The sequence below is a fragment of the Actinocorallia lasiicapitis genome, from assembly GCF_054778695.1.
In genome coordinates, this window is sequence record NZ_BAAGZI010000770.1 from 1 (window position 1) to 1078 (window position 1078).

At 74.1% G+C, this 1078-nt stretch carries 2 protein-coding genes; both read right to left on the reverse strand.

The features are described 5' to 3' along the window. Positions 1 to 846 (reverse strand): ABC transporter substrate-binding protein (locus ACYVE7_RS34485; RefSeq protein WP_460370827.1); only part of this gene is annotated, 846 nt, incomplete at its 3' end. Continuing rightward, positions 843 to 1078: AAA family ATPase (locus ACYVE7_RS34490; protein ID WP_460370828.1), on the reverse strand; the 236-nt coding region annotated here is incomplete at its 5' end. The genes ACYVE7_RS34490 and ACYVE7_RS34485, both read right to left, overlap by 4 nt.

The window sequence follows — 1078 nt, forward strand, 5'->3', positions numbered from 1 at the left end:
CTGCGCCCTGGCCAGCGCCGCCGCGTCGATCCCCAGGTCGAGCAGGTCGGCCTCGCCGTTGGCGAAGGCGCCCGCGGCGGCCGCCGGGTCGAGTACCCGGAAGCCGATCCCGTCGAGTTTGGCGGCCCGTCCCCACCAGGCGGGGTCGCGGACGAGCCGGACGGTCTGCCCGGCCCTGTCGATCCGGTCGGGCCGGAACGGCCCCGCCGTGACGGGCATCCGGCCGAGCCACCCGGAGTTGAACGCCTTCGCCGAGGCGGCCGCCGACGCCGGGTACAGCGGGGTGAACAGCGCCCGCCAGTCCGCGTACGGTTGCCTGAAGGTGACGATCACCTCCCGTTCGGAGGCTCCTTTCCGCACCGAGGAGATCTGCCGGTACCCGTTGTCCGACGCGATGAGGTAGCCCTTGGCCCGTCCGGACAGCGCGTGTGCCTGCGCCGCGAAGTCCCGGTAGGACAGCGGACTCCCGTCCGACCAGCGCGCCTTCGGGTTGATCCGGTAGACGACCCGCTGCCGGGGCCGTTCCGCGACGATCCGCGCCGACTCCAGATAGTCCGGGTCGGGTGCGACGGTCCCGTCGGCGCCGGTCCGCATCGGGTAGGGCAGGACGGCCCTGAGCACCAGGTCGGCGGTGCCGCTCATCCCGTTGACGTGGTTCAGGTTCCACTGCCGGGGCAGCTCGCCGATGGGCCAGCGCAGCACACCGCCGTCGCGGATCTGGTCGCGATCCGCCGCGCCGACGTCGGAGGGCCCCGGCTCCGTCTCGACGGGCTCCACCGGTCTGCCGGCGCATCCGGCGAGCAGGACGACACAGGCCAGGGCCCAGGGACGGAAGCTGCGGTTCACGAGACCTCGGCAGGGGTGAGGCGCCCGTCGGCGAGCCGGACGGTGCGGTCGGCGAGCTGGGCGAGCAGGGACGGATCATGGGAGATCAGCAGGCAGGCGAGGCCGGTCTCGGCGCGCAGCCGGCGCAGCAGCGCGACGAACGCCTCCCGTGAGGCGGTGTCGAGGGCGGTGGTGGGTTCGTCGAGCAGCAGCAGGTCGGGCCCGGTGGCGAGGGCGCGGGCCAGCGCCACCC